This is a genomic window from Nitrosomonas sp., assembly GCF_043753625.1.
Taxonomy (GTDB): domain Bacteria; phylum Pseudomonadota; class Gammaproteobacteria; order Burkholderiales; family Nitrosomonadaceae; genus Nitrosomonas.
Genome location: NZ_JAYUWI010000054.1, coordinates 1 through 16,600, shown reverse-complemented (window position 1 = coordinate 16,600; position 16,600 = coordinate 1). Strand labels below are relative to the sequence as shown.

Annotated in this window: 18 protein-coding genes and 2 pseudogenes; 8 read left to right on the top strand and 12 right to left on the bottom strand. The window is 42.1% G+C overall.

The window, feature by feature from the left end; genetic code table 11:
- Nucleotides 1-358 (bottom strand): transposase family protein (locus ACH10T_RS05260; RefSeq protein WP_394808271.1); only part of this gene is annotated, 358 nt, incomplete at its 3' end.
- A gap of 338 nt (nucleotides 359-696) precedes the next feature.
- Between ACH10T_RS05260 and ACH10T_RS05255 the strand changes: the two genes are divergently transcribed.
- A complete protein-coding gene (locus tag ACH10T_RS05255) occupies nucleotides 697-1,677 on the top strand; it encodes a cadmium-containing carbonic anhydrase (RefSeq protein WP_394808270.1) in 981 nt (326 codons plus the stop codon).
- A gap of 63 nt (nucleotides 1,678-1,740) precedes the next feature.
- Here the strand turns inward: ACH10T_RS05255 and nudB are convergent, their stop codons facing one another.
- The 8 genes from nudB to dapF form a co-directional block, all read right to left on the bottom strand.
- Nucleotides 1,741-2,190 (bottom strand): dihydroneopterin triphosphate diphosphatase, encoded by a 450-nt coding sequence (gene nudB, locus ACH10T_RS05250; protein ID WP_394808269.1) that lies wholly within the window; start codon nucleotides 2,188-2,190, stop codon nucleotides 1,741-1,743.
- A gap of 17 nt (nucleotides 2,191-2,207) precedes the next feature.
- Entirely contained in the window at nucleotides 2,208-3,995 is a 1,788-nt protein-coding gene (gene aspS, locus ACH10T_RS05245; protein WP_394808268.1) for an aspartate--tRNA ligase, read from the bottom strand.
- 137 nt (nucleotides 3,996-4,132) lie between these two features.
- Complete coding sequence (locus tag ACH10T_RS05240; RefSeq protein WP_394808267.1) at nucleotides 4,133-4,444, bottom strand: FmdB family zinc ribbon protein; 312 nt, start codon at nucleotides 4,442-4,444, stop codon at nucleotides 4,133-4,135.
- 178 nt (nucleotides 4,445-4,622) lie between these two features.
- A complete protein-coding gene (gene hslU, locus ACH10T_RS05235) occupies nucleotides 4,623-5,954 on the bottom strand; it encodes an ATP-dependent protease ATPase subunit HslU (RefSeq protein WP_394808266.1) in 1,332 nt (443 codons plus the stop codon).
- 119 nt (nucleotides 5,955-6,073) lie between these two features.
- Nucleotides 6,074-6,595 carry an ATP-dependent protease subunit HslV gene (hslV, locus tag ACH10T_RS05230; protein ID WP_394808265.1) on the bottom strand — a complete coding sequence of 174 codons (522 nt, stop codon included), beginning with the start codon at nucleotides 6,593-6,595 and terminating at the stop codon, nucleotides 6,074-6,076.
- Between the two features lie 80 nt (nucleotides 6,596-6,675).
- Nucleotides 6,676-7,569, bottom strand: a complete 894-nt coding sequence (gene xerC / locus ACH10T_RS05225) for a tyrosine recombinase XerC (protein WP_394808264.1) — start codon at nucleotides 7,567-7,569, stop codon at nucleotides 6,676-6,678.
- Nucleotides 7,559-8,260, bottom strand: coding sequence for a DUF484 family protein (locus tag ACH10T_RS05220; protein ID WP_394808263.1), 702 nt, complete (start codon nucleotides 8,258-8,260; stop codon nucleotides 7,559-7,561). The genes xerC and ACH10T_RS05220 overlap by 11 nt, the downstream gene beginning before the upstream one ends.
- A gap of 17 nt (nucleotides 8,261-8,277) precedes the next feature.
- Nucleotides 8,278-9,105 carry a diaminopimelate epimerase gene (dapF, locus tag ACH10T_RS05215; RefSeq protein ID WP_394808262.1) on the bottom strand — a complete coding sequence of 276 codons (828 nt, stop codon included), beginning with the start codon at nucleotides 9,103-9,105 and terminating at the stop codon, nucleotides 8,278-8,280.
- Nucleotides 9,106-9,287: 182 nt separating this feature from the next.
- Between dapF and ACH10T_RS05210 the strand changes: the two genes are divergently transcribed.
- Nucleotides 9,288-9,530 carry a transposase gene (locus ACH10T_RS05210; RefSeq protein WP_394808272.1) on the top strand — a complete coding sequence of 81 codons (243 nt, stop codon included), beginning with the start codon at nucleotides 9,288-9,290 and terminating at the stop codon, nucleotides 9,528-9,530.
- On the opposite strand, the pseudogene ACH10T_RS05205 reads toward ACH10T_RS05210, so the two are convergent.
- The 3 genes and pseudogenes from ACH10T_RS05205 to ACH10T_RS05195 form a co-directional block, all read right to left on the bottom strand.
- Nucleotides 9,527-9,684, bottom strand: a pseudogene (locus ACH10T_RS05205) (IS1595 family transposase); the annotation flags it as partial. The gene ACH10T_RS05210 and the pseudogene ACH10T_RS05205 sit on opposite strands and share 4 nt — an antisense overlap.
- A 71-nt stretch (nucleotides 9,685-9,755) precedes the next feature.
- On the bottom strand, nucleotides 9,756-10,811 hold the full coding sequence (locus tag ACH10T_RS05200) for a hypothetical protein (protein WP_394808261.1): 1,056 nt from the start codon (nucleotides 10,809-10,811) through the stop codon (nucleotides 9,756-9,758).
- 5 nt (nucleotides 10,812-10,816) lie between these two features.
- On the bottom strand, nucleotides 10,817-11,122 hold the full coding sequence (locus ACH10T_RS05195; RefSeq protein WP_394808260.1) for a hypothetical protein: 306 nt from the start codon (nucleotides 11,120-11,122) through the stop codon (nucleotides 10,817-10,819).
- A gap of 583 nt (nucleotides 11,123-11,705) precedes the next feature.
- Between ACH10T_RS05195 and ACH10T_RS05190 the strand changes: the two genes are divergently transcribed.
- From ACH10T_RS05190 to ACH10T_RS05165, 6 genes and pseudogenes are all read left to right on the top strand, one after another.
- Nucleotides 11,706-12,359: a DUF6629 family protein gene (locus ACH10T_RS05190; protein WP_394808259.1), complete on the top strand. Its 654-nt coding sequence runs from the start codon at nucleotides 11,706-11,708 to the stop codon at nucleotides 12,357-12,359.
- 342 nt (nucleotides 12,360-12,701) lie between these two features.
- Nucleotides 12,702-13,286: a hypothetical protein gene (locus tag ACH10T_RS05185; protein ID WP_394808258.1), complete on the top strand. Its 585-nt coding sequence runs from the start codon at nucleotides 12,702-12,704 to the stop codon at nucleotides 13,284-13,286.
- A gap of 153 nt (nucleotides 13,287-13,439) precedes the next feature.
- On the top strand, nucleotides 13,440-13,640 hold the full coding sequence (locus tag ACH10T_RS05180) for a YjfB family protein (protein WP_394808257.1): 201 nt from the start codon (nucleotides 13,440-13,442) through the stop codon (nucleotides 13,638-13,640).
- Between the two features lie 378 nt (nucleotides 13,641-14,018).
- Nucleotides 14,019-15,536 (top strand): ATP-binding protein, encoded by a 1,518-nt coding sequence (locus ACH10T_RS05175; protein WP_394808256.1) that lies wholly within the window; start codon nucleotides 14,019-14,021, stop codon nucleotides 15,534-15,536.
- Nucleotides 15,537-15,545: 9 nt separating this feature from the next.
- Nucleotides 15,546-16,220, top strand: coding sequence for a response regulator transcription factor (locus tag ACH10T_RS05170; RefSeq protein WP_394808255.1), 675 nt, complete (start codon nucleotides 15,546-15,548; stop codon nucleotides 16,218-16,220).
- 266 nt (nucleotides 16,221-16,486) lie between these two features.
- A pseudogene (locus ACH10T_RS05165) lies at nucleotides 16,487-16,600 on the top strand (methane monooxygenase/ammonia monooxygenase subunit C); the annotation flags it as partial.

The window sequence follows — 16,600 nt, the reverse complement described above, 5'->3', positions numbered from 1 at the left end:
GAGTGATTAGCCAGTCATTTAGAAAACGCATTGGCGATTTATAGCCTACCGTTGAGTGCTGCCGTTTCCGGTTGTAGAGTACCTCGATGTACTCGAAGCTCATGGTAGCCATCGCTGCGCGTGTTTCATAACGTAGTCCATGTACGCGCTCGTTCTTGAAGCTGTTGAACCAACTTTCGGTTTCTTCAATAGCCACCCAATTGTTCGCCCCACAGATAACAGCGCATAGAGCGATAAAAAATATATCCTGTAACTGGTGTTTCTTTTGCCTGCCTACTCCCGGATCTTCAATGCTTGAAAAGTGATGGATAATTGACGCTATCGGTTTCTCTATCATTTCTATCGGTTTCTCTATCATTTTAAATCAAAATGATAAAGCTAATACCTCATCTTGTTTCTGTTTTTAAGCCTCTTTAAGCCCGATTGCCCTGTACGTTACCCTTGGAAGACTATTTTTTGGGGGGATGTTCAGTATTGCAGCATCCAGAAACAAAAATTATACAATTACTAACAATTGTGAGGAAAAGTAGTGTTAGAATTCTAGCGCTTAGCTAATTAATTTAACTTAGAAGCTAAGAAATATATTAGATTAGATGGTTTTGACAAGATTTGCCCTTTCTTTGAGTTATCTTGAATATGGCAAGTATGCGATAGAATTTATGATCGAATGACCAATTACTACAAAGGATATATAAAATGTTTGAAAGTTTAAAAAATCTGTTAAAACATTTTACAGGTAGTCAAGAAACAGAATCTACAACAACTGCTGTAGGCAGTCAGCAATCAGAACCAACTCCCCAAGCTGTTGAAGCAAATAGCCCTCAATATCATACGTTGGGAAAATTTAATTTAGGTCTAGGCTCCATCGGTCCCGCTAATCGCACTGATATCGACCCAAACACAGTGAATGCTATGTATCAATCGATTGCAGCAGGTGCATTTAATATACCGGCAAACGGTACTGTTCCAGAGATTTGTGTGGATGGTCGTACCGATAAGGATGGCAAACGTAAAAACGCACCATGTGCTGCCGGTGGCACGTTAAGCATTGTCTACGGTGGTGATCTGGGGGGAGCTTCTATTGCCAGCGATACCAATGAAACCCAATTAACAATTAGAATAATTAATACTCTTAAAGACAAGGGCCATGCTACTGGTGTGCACGGAGACGATCACAGTAGTTGTGGTTGCGGGGCATGCGCAAAAGCAAAAATCATTTATCAACACATTTCTGAACGTATCAACGATATTGCATCACTGACCAGCCAATATGGTATCAATCTAACTGAAACAGAAAAAGAAACTATCGTGCAACAAGCTAAGAATCGCTTAAATCAGTCAGATTTCTTTGCGGAAGATAGAGCAGCTATCTTACATACTGCACAAGAAAATGGTTCTATCTTTGAGGAATTAGTTGGCGTTCATAATGAACTGGGCATTGCACTGAATACTCAACCTGGTACAACGATTGATCGTTCGGCAATTCGCGCAAAATACGGACCGCAATATGATATGTTCGTAGTAGATGTATGGGCATTTGAAACAGCGGCAAAAGATGTTAATCCAACCGGGAGCGAGCAAAATACGCAACGTATAGCTAAAGCGATTACATTGCAGAATATGGCTACTGCATCTGTTCTTGGACACGGTTCTTTAAGTATCATACCGATTACTTAGTCTGTTGAGTTAAAGGCGCAGAGCTTGTGGTTTCCTCAAAAATTCAGTTTTGCGCCTACTGGATTATTCCGGATCGATTTGTTGACGTAAAGGTAAATTAAGGATTGCGTCCGAATTACTGCTTGAGAATACCTTTATTGCCGCTTGTTGCCAAGGCAACCAAATGTGATTCAGGTGTTCCTTTTCAGCAATCTTTACCGGCGTTATACCGGGCAAACACAAACCAAATACATGCTCAGTATTGATACTCACACTCGGCCTATAACGCCAGCGCCATTCTTCGTATATTTCATATTGATTTTCAACCTGCCAATCTGTTAAAGAATAATTGGTTGCGTTTAGGCCAGTCTCTTCAGAAACTTCACGTAATGCGGTTTGATACAGTGTTTCACCTGGGTTCTGGCTTCCTGTAACCGATTGCCAGTAACCTGGATGATCGGTTCGCTCCAATAGCAAAACCTGTAGATCTGTCGTGTAGATAACAACCAAAACAGAAACCGGAATTTTATACATCACATAAAGGCAATTAACTATCCATTCACTTGCTTTGTTTCAACTTGACGCAAGCGAATGTTTAATTCTTTTAGTTGCTTCTCATCCACAGTACTCGGCGCGTGCGTTAACAAACATTGTGCACGTTGTGTTTTGGGAAATGCAATCACATCACGGATTGATTCTGAACCGGTCATCATGGTTAAAATACGATCCAAACCGAATGCAATACCTCCATGTGGCGGAGCTCCATACTGCAATGCCTCTAACAGGAAGCCGAATTTTTCTTGCGCTTCCTGTGCTGAAATATTCAAAGCGCGAAACACCTTGGACTGAACATCTTGACGATGAATCCGTACCGAACCACCACCAATTTCAGAGCCATTTAGAACCATATCATAAGCTTTTGAGATTGCTTTGCCGGGATCGGTTTCCAATAAATCCTCGTGTCCATCGACGGGTGACGTGAAGGGATGATGTAGCGCTTGCCAACGACTTTCTTCTTCATCGCGTTCGAACATTGGAAAATCAACCACCCATAACGGTTTCCAACCGGATTCAGTGTGACCATGCTGATGACCAATTTTGATACGCAGTGCGCCTAAGGATTCATTGACGATTTTTGTTTTATCCGCGCCGAAGAATATCAAATCGCCATTCTTTGCGTTGGTGCGAGTAAGAATCGTTTTAATCGTTTCTTCCGGCAGGAATTTCAGAATCGGCGATTGCAATCCTTCCACACCATCGGCCAGATTATTGATTTTTATGTAAGCCAAGCCTTTCGCACCGTAGATCGCTACAAAGCTGGTATAGTCATCAATTTCCTTACGCGACAACTCCCCGCCTCTCGGAACACACAATGCAGCAACGCGACCATCCTGTTTCTCCGCCGCTTCACGAAACACCTTGAAAGGCACGTCCTTCATGATGTCGGTTAATTCTGTAAATTCCAGTGGAACACGTAAATCCGGCTTATCCGAACCATATTTAAACATTGCGTCTGCATAAGTCAAACGTGGGAATGGATTGGGCAAATCCACATTATTTAAGGTCTTGAACAAGCCGCGTATCATCTCTTCCATCAGCGACATAATTTCATCGGCTGACAGGAAAGATGTTTCTATATCGATTTGCGTAAATTCTGGCTGCCGGTCGGCACGCAAATCTTCATCTCTAAAACAACGTGTTATTTGATAATAGCGATCAAATCCCGACACCATCAAAAGCTGTTTGAATAACTGCGGCGATTGCGGCAACGCAAAAAAATGCCCGGCATTCACCCGTGACGGCACCAAATAATCTCTTGCACCTTCTGGCGTGGATTTAGTTAACATCGGTGTTTCAATGTCCAGGAACCCATGCTGATCAAGAAAAACGCGCACCGCCATCGCTACTTTATGACGCAAACGAAGATTGGACTGCATCACTGGGCGACGCAAATCCAGATAACGATGTTCCAATCGTACCACTTCACTAATATTGTCATCATCCATCAGAAAAGGTGGCGTCAGCGAAGTATTCAGTACTCCAATCTCTGTTACCAGAATCTCAATTTCACCACTGAATAAAGAGGTATTAATGGTTCCTTCAGGGCGTCTTCTTACCTTACCGGTAATTTGCAGCACAAACTCATTACGTATTTTTTCTGCTGTTTGGAATGTTTCCACATTATCAGGATCGCAAACGATCTGCACCAAACCTTCACGATCGCGCAAATCGATGAATATCACACCACCATGATCTCTGCGCCGATGGACCCAACCAAAAAGTGTCACTGTTTTATCAAGATATTCGGCGTTAATGGCGCCACAGTAATTTGTACGCATAGTTCTGTTTATTAGTCTGAAAGTGAGATTACGATTCTTCGTTATTAGGTCACAGGATACTGGGATTTTTGCGGCAAAAAATGGTTAGATTAGCATCAATTGTTGCATAGCAACTTATAGCGACATTTCCTGATCGACTAATCAGCAGTTGTTGTAGAAACCGGGCTACTTTCCTTAGTTGTAGTTGCGGCTGTATCCGGAGTGGCGGGTGCTGTTGGCTGTGCACTTTCTTTTGTATCCGGCTTGGTATCTGTCTGCTTTACTTTGTTATTCTTAAAGTCAGTGACATACCAGCCACTGCCTTTCAATTGGAATCCTGCAGCGGATATCAGTTTTGTATAGTTACTACTGCCGCAAACAGGGCAAGCCGCAATAGGCGCATCGCTAATTTTCTGCAAATGTTCTTTCTCGGCACCGCATGAATTGCAAAGATATTCATAAATAGGCATAAAGACTTCTAACAATCCAATAATGAGAAACCGGTGATTATACCTTAACCATCTTTATTTGATATGCATCTATGCCATTTCAGATATATAACTACGCCAAACACGTATGAGTCAAAAAATTTACATTCAAAATTACCGTCTAAAGACAGTGGTTTTAACCAAATATATTGAAATAAAATTACAGCACATACCGAGCCAGATCCTCGCTTTGCGACAGATCCTTAAGGCGTGCATCAACATATGATGCATCAATGACAATGGTCTCACCGCTGCGCTTGGTTGCATTAAAAGAAATTTCTTCAAGTAATTTTTCCATGACGGTATGCAAACGTCTGGCGCCGATATTCTCAGTTTTACTGTTCACGGAATAGGCAATCTCGGCCAAACGTTTAATCGCATCGCTGGCAAATTGCAATTGGATACCTTCTGTGGCTAGAAGCGCTTCATATTGACGAGTCAGACATGCGTCAGTACTGGTTAGAATCTGTTCAAAGTCACTGACGCTCAGGCTAGTCAGCTCTACACGAATGGGAAATCGCCCCTGCAGTTCTGGAATCAGGTCAGATGGTTTAGACATATGAAATGCGCCACTGGCAACAAATAAGATATGATCGGTTTTGATCATGCCGTATTTGGTTGATACAGTTGTACCTTCAACCAGAGGAAGCAAATCCCGTTGCACACCCTGGCGTGAAACATCCGCACCCGTACTTCCTGCACGACTAGCGATTTTGTCTATCTCATCCAGGAATACAATACCGTTCTGCTCCACATTTTGTATCGTTGTCAGTTTCAATTCTTCATCATTAATCATTTTCGCGGCTTCTTCTTCTAGCAGTATTTTTCTGGCTTCGCGAATCGTCAGTTTGCGGGTTTTCTTTTTATCCCCTGTCATATTCTGAAACATTCCTTGAATCTGCGATGTCAGATCTTCCATTCCAGGTGGAGCGAAGATTTCCATATTGGCCCGCGGTGCGGCCACTTCGATTTCAATCTCCTTGTCATCGAGCTCACCTTCGCGCAATTTCTTGCGAAACTTCTGCCGTGTTGCACTATTCTGATCTTCAGCCGTTGAATTCAAATCAAAATCCCTGGCCGCCGGCAACAAGGCATCGAGAATGCGCTCTTCCGCACGGTCTTCTGCAAGGGGCTGTTTCTTTCTGTTTTCTCTCTCACGCGATTCTTTAACTGCTGTTTCTGCCAGATCACGAATGATCGAGTCGACATCCCGCCCCACATAGCCAACTTCGGTAAACTTAGTGGCTTCAATTTTGATGAAGGGGGCATTGGCCAATTTTGCCAGACGACGCGCAATTTCAGTTTTCCCCACACCTGTCGGCCCGATCATCAGAATGTTTTTGGGCGTAATTTCTTGGCGTAGCGGATCGGCAATTTGCTGTCTGCGCCAACGATTTCTCAGCGCAATCGCCACGGCGCGCTTGGCTGAATCCTGACCGATAATATGTTTGTCCAGCTCATGGACAATTTCCTGCGGAGTCATTTCAGACATAATGTTAATTCTGCAATAGATAAAATATGAACAGGGCTTCCGGATTACAGATCAAACAAATCGTTGCTCGATCTCTATAGTAATAAAAAATGCATTCTTGATACGTTGGCAGGAATAACTCAGTCGATGGTTTCGATGACATGATCCTGGTTAGTATAAATGCAGATGTCCCCCGCTATTGAAAGCGCTTTTTTAACAATCTCCTTTGGCGGTAAATCCGTATTTTCCAATAGCGCACGGGCAGCAGCCAATGCATAAGAACCGCCGCTACCAATGGCGGCGAGACCTAATTCCGGTTCAATCACATCGCCAGAACCGGTAATAATCAGTGTCGCATCTTCGTTGGCAACAACCAGCATAGCCTCCAATCTGCGCAGAATCCGGTCTGTGCGCCAGTCTTTGGCTAACTCTACAGCCGCGCGCATAATATGGCCATGATGCGCTTCCAGTTTGCCTTCAAATCGTTCGAACAGCGTAAAAGCATCGGCAGTACCACCGGCGAATCCGGCCAGGATTTTATCATGATAAAGTCTGCGAACTTTGCGAGCACTGGATTTAGCTACAACAGCACCAAGTGTTACCTGACCATCACCACCCAATGCTACTTGACGGCCGCGCCTTACTGAAACAATTGTTGTCATGGAATTTACTGAACGTATTACAAAATAGCATTATAGCGTATAAAACACAGTCGACTCAGATTGAAAGATTCTTTGCCTGCTCAATCTCTTTTTTTCGCCCGCGGATGCGTAGTATCGTAAACTTTTGTCAGATGCTGGAAATCCAGATGAGTATAGACTTGCGTAGAAGTGATATGCGCATGCCCCAGCATCTCCTGAACGGCACGCAAATCACCGCTGGATTGCAACAGATGGGAAGCGAAAGAATGCCGCAAAATATGCGGATGTACATTTTGATGGATACCCTGCTGCCTGGCTCTGTTTTTCAGACGATGGCTGATGGTGCGAGCGCTGATCGCACCGCCGTGCTGCGATAAAAAAAGCGCGGTTACCTCTGGCTTGATAATCAATACACGTTGTTCAAGCCAGGCTTTTAAAGCTTGAATCGCGAAAGCGCCGACCGGGACAATACGCTCCTTCCCGCCTTTCCCCAGAATTTTTATCGTTCCTTCCGCAAAATGGATATCCGCAGGTTTCAATTGCGTCAATTCTGCCAACCTTAAACCGGAAGAATAGAATAATTCAAACATGGCACTATCGCGTGCCATCAAAATACCATCGGGCGAGAAAGTCAGTAGCTGTAAAGCTTCATCGGGAGAAAGTACGTTGGGCAGTTTTTGTGGTGATTTGGGGACACGCATTCCAATACAGGGATTGTGCTGATAGTGATGTTTGCGGATCAAATAATTGTAAAAGCTGCGCCATGCCGATAACATTCTAGACAGACTTCTACCAGACAATCCTTTGCTATGGAGTTGCGCAATGACATGACGAATATTCAGAAATTGAACCTGTTCCAAATCGTCTTTATTTAAATGTTTAAACAGAACACGAATGTCGCGAGCGTAATTTTCACTGGTGAGCGGTGACAAGCGCCGTTCATAAGTCAGATGATGGATATATGCTGCAGCCAGTAATTCAGGTTTACTGCTCATTGGTTACGTGATCTTGGACTGCTTCACGGTTTACAGCTTCTACTTGATCGTAACAAGTAATGGTGGTGCATACCAATTCCCCTAATCGTTTTAAATGTAGTATCCCCATTTCGGGATAAAATCTTTCTGCATCAGGGCTGCCCAAAACAAGCAAACCAATGGTTTGTGTTGTATTCAGTGGAATCATGGCAAATGAATTGAGGTGTTCAGCACCCTCACCAAACCATTGCTTGATTTCATCCGCAATATGATTGCCACAATACGGTTGTGACAAACTCGTGGCAATGACATGAATATCTTCACTGATGGGCGTAAATTCGGTATAGGGATTTTTGCTGCAGGAAATATTCCAGACACGCATTGCCACAAGCGGAACTGCGAAATCTTCTTTCAGGCTGAAATACAATACATTAAAAAGTTCGTTCAAACTGGAAACGGAAAGCAACGCAATAGCCAATCGGTGCATTTTTTCACCGATAGCATCATTTTCTTCACCAAAACTGATCAGTTCAAGTAATTTATCCTGTAGTACGCGGTTCCTTTCTCTTAATGAAATCACTTGCCGCTCATTCAGTGAAATCACTTTATCATCCTGCGGATAAGAAATTTGAATATCTGCCAGTAAATCAGCATATTCATTGAAGAATTGCGGGTGCTCCTGTAGATACTGCGCGACATCTTCCGGTTTCATCATTCTTCCTTAGTTGATTACAAATTTATTTCACCTTCAAATACCGTAACTGCCGGGCCGGTCATCCAAACGGGGGCGCCCTCCCCCTGCCAGCTTATCGTCAACTCACCACCGCGTGTACTGACGGCCACTTGATTATCCAACAAACCCAGATTAATGCCCGCAACGACTGCTGCGCAAGCGCCTGTGCCACACGCTAGAGTTTCTCCAGCACTCCGCTCAAACACCCGCAATTTGATATGGTTACGGTCAATTACTTGCATGTAGCCAACATTTACTCTTTTGGGAAAGCGCGGATGCGCCTCTATCAAGGCGCCTTCCGTCTCTACCGGCACACTCTCAATTTCCTGCACCACTCGTACAGCATGTGGATTACCCATCGATAAGGCGCTTATTGTAACTGGCTTATCCGGCATTTCAAGCTGATAAGTTAATGCAAAATACTCAGCGACAAAAGGAATTGCTTCCGGTTCGAATATGGGTTTCCCCATATTGACCGTAACATTTCCATTGATTTCCAGTTTCGGCGATATTACGCCGCTAAGCGTTTCGATGCGAATCTCATTTTTTTGCGTCAAGCCATGCTCGTGTACATAACGGACGAAACAGCGTGCGCCGTTGCCGCATTGTTCAACTTCACTTCCATCGGCATTGAAGATGCGATAACGAAAATCAGCCTGACCATCAGCTTTTTCAACCAACAATAACTGATCACAGCCTATGCCAAAATGGCGATCGGCGAGCAAACGAATCTGCTGTCGATCAAGGTCTATCGATTGATTGATGCCATCCAAAACGACAAAATCATTGCCCAAGCCCTGCATTTTGGTAAATTTCAACTTCATGAATTAAATATTCCAGCGATTCAATTTTGTTGAGGTAATCAAATAATCATTCATGATGAAGCCAACTCCGATATCCATAATACTATCCACCCGTCATTTCAAATCCATGATGCTGTGAAGTGGTGCCACAAAACTGGGCAAGTTGTTAAGCTCTGTTATGGACACTATAGAGGATCATAATCATGAGCAAGAAACGCACACAATATACCAGTGAATTCAAGGCAAAAGTAGCGCTGGCGGCGATACGTGGAGATAAAACTATTCCCCAACTGGCAACACGTTATGGGATACATCCCACACAGATCAATAGCCGGAAACAGCAACTCATTGAACAGGCGGCTGAATTGTTTCCAAGCGCTGCAATTTGCACATCACTTAGAATGATGCCTTCTTGCACGATTTTAGCTTCCAGTGCATTGAGGTAAGGACAAATTCGTTCGTCATTCCGCCTTTGCTCAATCAACCTATGATTGTATCAATACCAGCTTTTCCTTCTAATCTTTCTCGAAGCTTGTCTCATAGCCCGTGGCACATCCGTTCAATCGATTTTATCCAATCTTTGAATTCAGCTGTTTTCATGCTGCATACCTGTTTTATATATTCCGATACAAATGACTATCAATTCATCAATTAATTGCTACAGAGCCTTTTTATTCATGCAATACCAACCATCCGATCGAATTTCCTGCATAGCGCAAAACCATTTTACTATATTGTGCAGATCCGAGTTTTCGTGCTAAAGCCCCATTAATATATTTGCCATTTCCATCAACGATCACATCATTACCAGAATTATCAATTCTGATTATCACTTGTTCCGCTCCTATGATCTGAGTCTCACCAGCATCAGACAACATAACAGTCATGCCACCAGAATTGCCTGAAGAATCAATCAGTTTTATCCCATCGTCATTATACTTTGGCGTATAGACTGCATTAGTAATTAAACGAACACCGGCTCCATTTGAGGAATAGCTGTTACCAAAAAGGCGTTTATAACGTGTACCTTGGATTTCGAGTCTACCCCCTGCAGAATTCATTAAATCATAGTAATTATGACGATTTGCATCCTCTCCCTGAAAATAACCGCCACGCACCCTAACCCAAGCGCCTGGTGTGACCACATTTACGCAGGCAGTTATTCCGCTATTTGATCCAGAGTTATTGCGTGTAATACTCCAAACGTTATTGAGTTCGACCCTAGAATTCGCATTTCCGCCAACACTGAACATCACAATATTAGCGTCTGATTCTCCATTAATCTCAGGTGAACCGTAGCCTGTTGCCCAAGTGCCGCCATCCACCCAGATTCTTGACCATGACAGATTCTGTCTGATTGCATGATGCGATGCTGTATTGCCTGGTACATTTCCTACTAAACGACAATGCGTGCCCGAAATAAAAACTTCACCATTAAAAACTTCTATACCTATTCCACTTGTTTGGATGAAACTGTTACGAATGTAACAGCGATCCAACAGTGTTAGCCACACTGCGGACTTACTTGTGGAATAAACATCTAATTCGACTCCTTCTATATCGAGAAAACCCAACATGCTTAGGGTTACGCTATCTTGCGGTCGAATTGCAGCGGATCGAGAACCAACTCCGGTATATTTGATCGTACAATTTGAAATTCTAGTGTGAGCGTGTATGCGTATATTCTTATTCCCATTGCCGAGCACAATACAGCCGTACTTACTCACACCAGTCAACTCGGCAAAAAATCCGGTAATGCCAATTCAGTATCTTCCAAGGATAAATCATAAACACCTGGCAGCATGCAAATCACTACCCAATTTGAGCTATTAGTATGTAATAATCCAGCGGCAGCAACAGCTTCATGCAAAGATGCAAACATGCCACCGTTCCCAACGGTAAGATAATGATCATTCGCAGCAGATACAGCAGAAGATGCAGCATTGGAAATCATCATGCTCGCAGTACTTGCACCCAGAAAAACCCCTCCCATCATGAATTTTCGTCGTTTATTTCGTAAATCATCATGAGTGTCCATAATTTTCATCCATTTTATTTGGTTATGTTAGCGTTAATTGTTGGAAAATTGGGGTATTGCAGCAATCAATAAGCTGGAGATGCTAAAAGGAACAAAAATTTTCAGGCTTTGACCTCAGAGCTCACGCAACTGACACCACACCAACGCAGCATCTTGTCAGATCTATTGCAAGCAATTGAGCATACCTTGGTGTCACGCACTCTGATTGAGGAGTGCCTATAAACTTCCTTACAAAAGTTGCACTGCAAAGTTGAATCCGCCACTCAATAATATGATCTAAGCATTATAGATCCGGAACGATTTATCCATGAATATTTTTGTAGGTAAACACTTGTTCTGTATGTATATAGAAAACACACAAAATCATGAATAATTCGTTCCGAAGCAATAATATATCATTAATCGCATTTGAAACTGATTCTGTCCGTGCAGAGTTCTCTTTCTGTTAGACATTAGGCAGATTTAGGTTGCCGGATAAATAGCAATCAATTACTGGACTTTATCCGATCAGTTCGATTAAGGTGTTCAAAAAGCACTACGCTTAATCGATAAAAAATTAGTTCGATAGGAATAAATATTCAAGATGTGTTTCTCAGCAGAAGCAAGTTTTATAGTCGGTGGAGCACTCCTGGTTGTCGGTGTAACAACAGCTCGAAAAACCATCTACCAAAAGGAGCTTCCAATCGCGATGATTCCATTTATTTTTGCCATCCAGCAATTGGTGGAAGGATTCTTATGGGTTTCGCTAATCAACAACGACACATCGCAAATTCCATTTTGGCTAAGTAATATTTACGGGGTTTTTATCGGCATTATCTGGCCACTATTTGTACCCTTCGCAGTCTATTGCGCAGAAACAAACAGTAAACGCAGGAAAATTATTGCATCAATCGGCATAACAGGTGTTGGGCTTGCCATATATACCGTCATCGGTCTCATTAAACAACCAATTGTCGCAGAAATTATCAATCACAGTATCAATTACAAACATGATGTCGCTAATTACCAGCTCGTCATTGTTTTGTATCTACTAGCCACCTGCATGCCATTTATTTTCTCCAGTTATCGGCACTTGTCTATTGCGGGCATCACCATAACAATCGGTTTCTTCCTTGCTTATCTCATTTTTCTGGAAACCTTTGCTTCAGTTTGGTGTTTCTTTGCAGCCATTGCGAGTGCATTGATTTATTTTTTCTTTGTGCATCGAATTAAAGAACCATTAATCACGATACAGTAGTATCTCTTTGATACAGAAATGAAGCTTATCAATAATAAAACAATTGCTTCACTTTGATTTCTGTCAGTACAATCCAATTTTATTCCTAATACACGCTCAATCTCCATGTGCCTTATCCAAACATCTTTATCCATATATTATTACCCAGAGTTGTATGGATACGGTTAGACATTTAGCTGAATCACTTGTTAAGAAAGCTATCATCAGTTTGTTTACGGCACTTTGATAATCTCTAGCTGATCCGGTTACACCAATAAAAAAGGCGAATCCGAATCGCTGATAAATAGAATATTTACTTCTGTATTGAATTGAAAAAGGATTGTTATGCTTTCTAGGCCAAAATTGTCAGTCCGTAAATTTCCTATTGCGATTTGGATTGGTGTCATCGCTGTTTTCATAGCATTCGGAACGTTGTATCGCACAAGCTCGCAAGGCGACTTATCCGAAACCTATCCGAAGGGTTTTCGCGGTGGTGCTTGCACCATAGAAACAGATGCGCTGACTATCGGTTATTCTGGCTATTATCTCCCCAAAGACTATGAATCATCTACAGATACAATCCGATCTCCGTATGTACCCGTTCAATGCGGCAAAGTGCCTGAGCCGGCCACACTGAATATTTCGATCGACCTGTTGTACCCGGAATCGGCCCGTGATTTTATGCTGGGGCTGCGTTTGGTACAAGTAGAAATAGATGAAAAAGAGAATCAGAAAGAACACGAGATACTATCTATTCCCACACAGCAGCATCGATCAGGAGTGATCACACTGGCATTTAAGTTGCGTGAGCCAGGTCAGTACATTCTGTATTTAAACGGCAAGAGTACCGAAGGCACAGATCTTCAGGTAAAAATCCCACTGCAAGTTGGCTTAAATTGGACGGATCATCTCAGAAAGAATTTCTCAACCTTCTTAAAAAACCACTAACAATCCCACGTATTCCTCAAGATAACTTATCTCAATAATATGCCAAATGAATAGAGAACGTATCAAAGTACAGTTCTGGATTCAAAACATATTTCTCTCAAATTCTTACATTGCTTGCCGCTATATACAATATAAAAGTTAAGGAGAAATTTCATGGATGTTGCAGGTATAGCAAATTTAGCCACGGCAATGGCTGATGCCAGCACCAATCAGGCAGTCGGTATTGCAGTTCTTAAAAAAGCAATTGATATAAATGCTGCGGGTGCGCTCGCTTTGATTGAAGCGCTTCCAGATATTAATTCCACACAGAATTTACCAGCGCATATTGGAAAAAATATCAACACCACCGCTTAGTCGTATATTTTTCCGGCCATTACAGCGCTACTTAAATAGCGCTGTTTTTTTGGCAATACAATTTCCATCATTCTTTCGTAAGATTACGAGATAGCCATTTAATCTCTAGGGTTCAGTTCCCCTCCCCTTAGAACGAAAACTGGTTGAAAACCAGAAGATTGAAGAGCTTAGGTAATACTCCACTACTTGCGGTAGGTGCTTTATTTTTTACATACTTCCTTAAAGCCCTCCTCGCCATTGTCATTATTGCAATATAAGATAGAATTCATGTCAGACTCAGGATTAAGTATGCCATGAGAATATTAGAAATTTACTTGCAATTTAATCTTTGAAGCATAACGATTATCAATCTGACTCGAATTCATACTATAACTTCTCATGATTCCTGGATCTAATTTTACCCTGCCAGCTTTCGATTCACTGGAATCCCAGAAAAAACGGCTCTGCCTTCTCAGTAAAGCAGCCGAAATTGGCGATTGGTCTCATACTTTCAAGACTGATATTACGATCTGGTCTGAGTATCTTTATGATTTTTATGAATTAGATAAAAGCTATAATTGCTCAGCCCTACTTGCAAGCACACATTTTTATCGGGAATCTGAGAAAGAAAAAATGCTCGCATTGATTGCGCATATCACCGCAGAAAAGACCGAGCGAACCGCAGAATTCATGATTGTGATGGATGATGGTAGACCCAAATGGCACACCACAACCATTTACCCGATGCTTGATGAGCAGGGAGATCTAATCGGTTTGTATGGTATTTTGCAAAATATCACAGCAAGAAAGAAGAGCGAATTGGAGTTACAGCGAATGGCCATTGTTGCTGAGAAAACCAATGGTATCGTGATGATTACCGATCCAGAAAAACACGTGATATGGATCAATAATAGTTTTGAAAAAATCTTGGGGTATAAGTCTGAAGAGGTGATTGGAATTGATCCGGGAATTTTTCTCCAAGGGCCAGAAACTTCTATCGAAACAATCCGTGAAATCACCCACTCACTCCGGGATACAGGTACATTCTCCGGTGAAATTCTGAATTATACAAAAAGCGGTGACAAGATTTGGCTCTATCTTAATATCGCTGCGGTTTATGACGATGCAGGAAAATTGATCAATTATGTGGCTGTTGAGAATGATATTACGCTAATAAAAATGGCGGAACAACGGCTTCAAAAAGCTATGGAAAAAGAACGCGAACTCAATCGCTTTAAAACCCAATTCGTCAATCTGGCTTCACATCAGTTCCGTACTCCCCTTGCCACCATTCGTTCTAGCATTGATCTACTGGATCTGAAAACGGAATCAACCAACCTCAGCGCTTCTTTTATCGAACTCTTTCAGAAGCACAAAGCAATTATGGCAGAGGAAACAACGCGCATGACGGAACTGATGGAAAACATTCTGGACATCGGCCGGATTGATGAAGGGAAAATAGAGTTATCCAAGAAGAATCGCCCATTCCAGCAGTTTATGGATGCATTTGTTCAATCGAATATTGAACCCAATGGACAGCAAAGAATGCTGAACTACCATTTTGATGCACCAGACCGCATTATCAGCATAGATGAAATTCTGCTACGGAATGTTTTACGCAATATTGTGTCGAATGCGTTTAAATACTCTGAAAGTAAGCAAGCACCTGAACTTACTGTAATTTCTCGTGACAATACTTATTTAATAACGATAAAAGACTATGGAATCGGTATTCCGGAAAAAGATCAGCCATTCTTGTTCCAGTCATTTTTCCGGGCATCCAATGCCAAAGCTTTTCCCGGGAGCGGACTGGGACTTATGATTGCCAAAAAACTAATCCTAATACACGGCGGCGATATCAGTTTTGCAAGTAAATCCGGAAACGGGTGCACGGTAACGATTCAATTGCGTTTATAAACAGAAACAATGAACAATACGCTGATTCTTGTGATAGAAGATGAAAAAACGCTATGCGAAAACATATCCGAGATTATTGCGCATTATGGTTTTCGCGTAATCAGCACACCTACCGGTGAAGAAGGGATCACAATAGCATTGAAGTATGCTCCGGATATCATCATTTGCGATATCATGCTCCCCGGAATAGATGGCTTCGAAGTGTTCGCCAGAGTAAAGCAGATTCCGCAATTACCACCGACAGCGTTTATTTTTCTGACCGCGAAATCGACCCGTTCAGATACCCGTATTGGGATGAACATGGGAGCCGATGACTATCTCACCAAGCCGTTTACGAAAGAAGAATTGATCAATAGCATCAGGGCGCGGCTTGAGAAATTATCCAAAAAAAGTAAGCATCAACTGGAAAAGGATGAACTAATCGAGGCGACACTTGAAAAAATGACCAGCCTCACTAAAACAGAACGTAAAATACTCAATGCGATATCCGAAGGATACACTACCCCGCAAATTGCCAAAAAGTTGTTTGTGAGCAAAAAAACAATAGAAAATCATCGGGTCAATATTTCCCGGAAACTCAATCTGAGCGGCCCCAATAGCCTGATTAGTTTTGCGCTGCGTTTAAGAGCACAACATTTAAACAATCACTCTTCAGTTAGCTTGACATCAACCGCATCAAATTAATCCTCTTCAAATTAATTTTATCTTTATTTAATAAGAATTTGGAATCCACACACCTTTCTTACATTGACTGACTGCAATCATTTTTCTTACCGAAGAAATTGCGTTACATCCATAAAATGAGTGGATCCACTCATTGTAAAAGAATAGCAATACGGTATTCTTAACTGCGTAAAAAAGGGTTTATGAAGTCAATCCTATTATTTCAGGAATTGATACTTTGATAAATTTGTACGCTGTTTTCATTAACGAAACAAATGGAGGATATGATGGCAACAACATACGGCACGACGAGCGCGAGTTCGAGCGCTAACTATGACATGTCGCTGTGGTACGATTCTAAGTACTACAAGATAGGAATGCTCACCATGTTATTGGTAGCG

What these genes read in the sequence shown, in the direction of transcription:
- ACH10T_RS05175 (WP_394808256.1), top strand. Translation starts at nt 14,019, where the DNA reads ATGATTCCTGGATCTAATTTTACCCTGCCAGCTTTCGATTCACTGGAA.
- ACH10T_RS05210 (WP_394808272.1), top strand. Translation starts at nt 9,288, where the DNA reads ATGAGCAAGAAACGCACACAATATACCAGTGAATTCAAGGCAAAAGTA.
- ACH10T_RS05195 (WP_394808260.1), bottom strand. Translation starts at nt 11,122, where the DNA reads ATGGACACTCATGATGATTTACGAAATAAACGACGAAAATTCATGATG.
- hslU (WP_394808266.1), bottom strand. Translation starts at nt 5,954, where the DNA reads ATGTCTGAAATGACTCCGCAGGAAATTGTCCATGAGCTGGACAAACAT.
- ACH10T_RS05170 (WP_394808255.1), top strand. Translation starts at nt 15,546, where the DNA reads ATGAACAATACGCTGATTCTTGTGATAGAAGATGAAAAAACGCTATGC.
- ACH10T_RS05180 (WP_394808257.1), top strand. Translation starts at nt 13,440, where the DNA reads ATGGATGTTGCAGGTATAGCAAATTTAGCCACGGCAATGGCTGATGCC.
- ACH10T_RS05255 (WP_394808270.1), top strand. Translation starts at nt 697, where the DNA reads ATGTTTGAAAGTTTAAAAAATCTGTTAAAACATTTTACAGGTAGTCAA.
- hslV (WP_394808265.1), bottom strand. Translation starts at nt 6,595, where the DNA reads ATGACAACAATTGTTTCAGTAAGGCGCGGCCGTCAAGTAGCATTGGGT.
- xerC (WP_394808264.1), bottom strand. Translation starts at nt 7,569, where the DNA reads ATGAGCAGTAAACCTGAATTACTGGCTGCAGCATATATCCATCATCTG.
- dapF (WP_394808262.1), bottom strand. Translation starts at nt 9,105, where the DNA reads ATGAAGTTGAAATTTACCAAAATGCAGGGCTTGGGCAATGATTTTGTC.
- ACH10T_RS05220 (WP_394808263.1), bottom strand. Translation starts at nt 8,260, where the DNA reads ATGAAACCGGAAGATGTCGCGCAGTATCTACAGGAGCACCCGCAATTC.
- ACH10T_RS05240 (WP_394808267.1), bottom strand. Translation starts at nt 4,444, where the DNA reads ATGCCTATTTATGAATATCTTTGCAATTCATGCGGTGCCGAGAAAGAA.
- nudB (WP_394808269.1), bottom strand. Translation starts at nt 2,190, where the DNA reads ATGTATAAAATTCCGGTTTCTGTTTTGGTTGTTATCTACACGACAGAT.
- ACH10T_RS05190 (WP_394808259.1), top strand. Translation starts at nt 11,706, where the DNA reads ATGTGTTTCTCAGCAGAAGCAAGTTTTATAGTCGGTGGAGCACTCCTG.
- aspS (WP_394808268.1), bottom strand. Translation starts at nt 3,995, where the DNA reads ATGCGTACAAATTACTGTGGCGCCATTAACGCCGAATATCTTGATAAA.